The 3,585-nt window shown below is 72.0% G+C and carries 1 protein-coding gene; it reads left to right on the plus strand.

Annotation, left to right across the window (positions count from 1 at the left end):
* Positions 1-154: 154 nt before the first annotated feature.
* Positions 155-3,585: SDR family NAD(P)-dependent oxidoreductase (locus EEJ42_RS33030; protein ID WP_184503392.1), on the plus strand; the 3,431-nt coding region annotated here is incomplete at its 3' end.

Consider the following 3,585-nt stretch of genomic DNA (forward strand, 5'->3'; position numbering starts at 1 on the left):
CGCTCCGGACTGGGCGGCCGTGCTGGGGACCGGCCGGCCCGTTCCGCTGCCGACGTATGCCTTCCAGCACCAAAGCTACTGGCAGAGCTCCGTTCCGCTCACGGGCACGGGGGCAGGTACCAACATCCTGCGGCACCCGTTGTTGAGCAATGCCGTGGAACTCCCGAGTTCCGGTGGCGTCGTACTCTCGGGCCGGCTGGCGCCAGGCACCACCCGCTGGTTGGGCGACCACGTGGTGAGCGGTGCGGTTCTCTTCCCCGGCACGGGGTTCGTGGAGCTGGCCGCGCAGGCCGCGCGCTACGTCGGCTCCGCCGGAGTGGGCGAACTGGTGGTCCGAGCTCCGCTGGCGCTGGTGAGCGGAGACACCGATGTTCAGGTGTGGGTGGCGCCGGACGAGGGCACCGACCGCGAACTGCTCATCCGCTCCCGGCGTCCCGGCGAGGACTGGGTCACGCACGCGTCGGGAACACTCACCACCGATGCGGGCGAGCCGACCTGGGCAGAACCGGTGTGGCCGCCGGCCGGAGCCACGAACGTCGGCATCGAGGACGCCTACGAGGACCTGGCTGCCCGGGGCTATGACTACGGTCCCGTGTTCCGGGGGCTGCGCGGGGTCTGGCGGTCCGGCGACGACGTGTACGCCGACATCGAACTGTCCGATTCGGTGCACGACAACGAGTTCAGCGTCCACCCCGCGCTGCTGGACGCGGCGCTGCACGCTCTGCTCGTCACGAGCGACTCCGGGGCCGTGCGCCTGCCGTTCTCGTTCGCCGGGGTCTCCTACACCGGGGCCGAGTCGCCCACGGCACTGCGGATCCGCCTCCAGGTCCGGGGCGACGCCGTGCGCCTGGACGCGGCGACTCCGTCGGGCGAGCCGGTGATCAGCGTCGCGACGCTCACCCTGCGGGCCGCCGGGCGTCCCGCCGCCGACTCCCTGATGGTCGTACGGCCGTCTGCGGTGACACTGCCGGCGGACGCGGTCGAGTGGACCATCGTCGACGGCATCGACGCACTCGGCGGCGCTCCCGTACCGCCGGTCGTGGTGCTGCGGGCCTGGGACGCCCACAGCGGCGACCCGGCCGCCGATACGCACGAGGCCCTGCGCTCTCTGCTGGAGACGGTGCACACCTGGCTCGACACTCCGCACAACAGCAGGCTCGTGGTCACCGTCAGGCAGGACACCCCGGTCGGTGCCGCCCTCGGCGGCTTCCTGCGCGCCGTGCACGCCGAACACCCGGACCGCTTCGGTGTCCTGGACAGCGACGGCGGCGCGGTCACCGACGAGACCATGTCCCGGGCGCTCAGCCTCTTCTCGACCGAGCCCGAACTGCTCCTGCGGGACGGCGAGTTCTTCTGCCCCCGGCTCACCCGAGCGGACGCGCCGCTGGAAACCCCGCAGGACTCCTACCACCTCGACCTCGACGACATCCGCTCCCGCCGGCTCACCCTGGCGGCCGACGACACCGACCAGCGGCCGCTTCAGGCGCATGAGGTACGCGTCGCCGTCCGCGCCTGCGGTCTGAACTTCCGCGACGCGCTGATCCGGCTCGGGGCCTACCCGGGCGAGGCGAAGATGGGCAGCGAGTCGGCCGGTGTGGTGCTGGAGACCGGCGGCGACGTGACGGGCCTGCGCCCCGGCGACCGGGTCGTCGGCGGTCCGCTGGACCACGGCTTCGCCCCGTTCGTCATCGGTGACCAGAGGCTGTTCACCCGCATACCGGATGCCTGGACCTACGCCGAGGCCGCCTCCATACCGGTCACCTTCCTCACCGCCTACTACGGTCTCATCGAGCTCGCCAAGCTCCAGGAGGGCGAGTCGGTGCTGATCCACTCCGGGGCGGGCGGCGTGGGCCTGGCGGCCGTGCGCCTCGCGCGCGGTATCGGCGCCGAGGTCTACGCCACCGCGTCGCCAGGCAAGTGGGACGCGCTGCGGGCGGAGGGCCTGGACGACGACCACATCGCCTCCTCCCGGGACCTCGACTTCGCGGAGAAGTTCGGCACAGTCGACGTCATCCTCAACTCGCTGGCCCGTGAGTTCGTCGACACTTCCCTGGACATGCTGGAGCCCGGCGGCAGGTTCATCGAGATCGGCAAGGCGGACCTGCGCCCGGCCGAGGACGTGGCCGCCGAGCACCCGGGCGTCGACTACCAGCCCTTCGACCTCTACCAGATCGACCCGGACGTCATCGCCCGCATGTACGGGCACCTGATGGAGCTGTTCGACGAGGGCTCCCTTCGTCTGCCGCCGGTCACCGCCTGGGACCTGCGCCGCGCGCCCGAGGCGTTCCGGTACATCGAACAGGCCCGCCACATCGGCAAGCTCGTGCTGACCGTGCCGTCCGCCCCGGAGCCCGACGGCACCGTACTGGTCACCGGTGGCACCGGTGGCCTGGGCGCCGAGGTCGCCAAACACCTGGCCGCCGCGCAGCCGGGCCGGCGCCTCCTGCTGGTCAGCCGCCGCGGCGCGGCCTACGACGGCGCCGAGGACCTGCGGGCAGAACTGGAGGCGCTGGACGCCCACGTCACCATCGCCGCCTGCGATCTCAGCGACCGTGAGCAGACGCGCGCCCTGATCGAGTCGATACCGGCGGAGCATCCCCTGACGTCCGTCGTGCACGCCGCCGGTGTCGTCGACGACGTACTGATCGACGGACAGACCGCCGAGCGGCTGGACGGCGTGTTGGCCCCCAAGGTCGACGCGGCCGTGCACCTGGACGAGCTGACACGCCATCTGGACCTGCGGCAGTTCGTGCTCTTCTCCTCGGTCTCCGCGGCGCTCGGCGTGGCAGGACAGGCCGCCTACGGAGCCGGCAACGCGTTCCTCGACGCCCTGGCACTGCGCCGCCACCGGATGGGTCTGCCCGCCACCTCGCTGGCCTGGGGCTTATGGGCGCAGAAAACCGGCATCACGGCTGGGCTCGGCGAGAGCGACCACGAGCGCTGGGCGCGCCGCGGCATGAAGGCGATCGCCACCGACCGCGGACTGGACTTGCTGGACGCCGCCGGGGACCTGGGGCTCGCCAACGTCGTGCCGGTCGAACTGGACACCGCACGGCTACGGCGGAACACGATGCTCCCGGCGGTGATGAAGGGACTGGTCCCCGCTGCGCCCACCACCGCCACGCGGCCGAAGAAGGACGTCGTCGCCGCCACGGTGGCGACCGGCTCGGACGACCTGTTGCACCTGGTGCGCAGCCACGCCGCCGAGGTGCAGGGCCACCAGGACGCCGCAAAGGTCGCGCCGGACAAGTCGTTCCGCGACACCGGCTTCGACTCCATGAGCTCGCTGGAGCTGCGCCAGCGCCTCGCCACCGCGACCGGTCTGAAACTGCCGGCCACCCTGGTCTTCGACCATCCGACCCCGGCACTGCTGGCGGGCTACCTGGCCGAGACGCTGGGCACCTCCACCGCACCGGCGGACGCCGCGACAGCGCCGGCCACGACTCCCGGCAAGCCCGCCGGAGACCCGGAACAGGACGGGGACCAGCTGGTCATCGTCGGCATGGGGTGCCGTTTCCCGGGTGGGGTGCGGTCGCCGGAGGGTCTGTGGGAGCTGGTTGTCGAGGGCCGGGACGCCATCTCGTC

The organism is Streptomyces botrytidirepellens (assembly GCF_003721215.1).
In the GTDB taxonomy this organism is placed as follows: domain Bacteria; phylum Actinomycetota; class Actinomycetes; order Streptomycetales; family Streptomycetaceae; genus Streptomyces; species Streptomyces himastatinicus.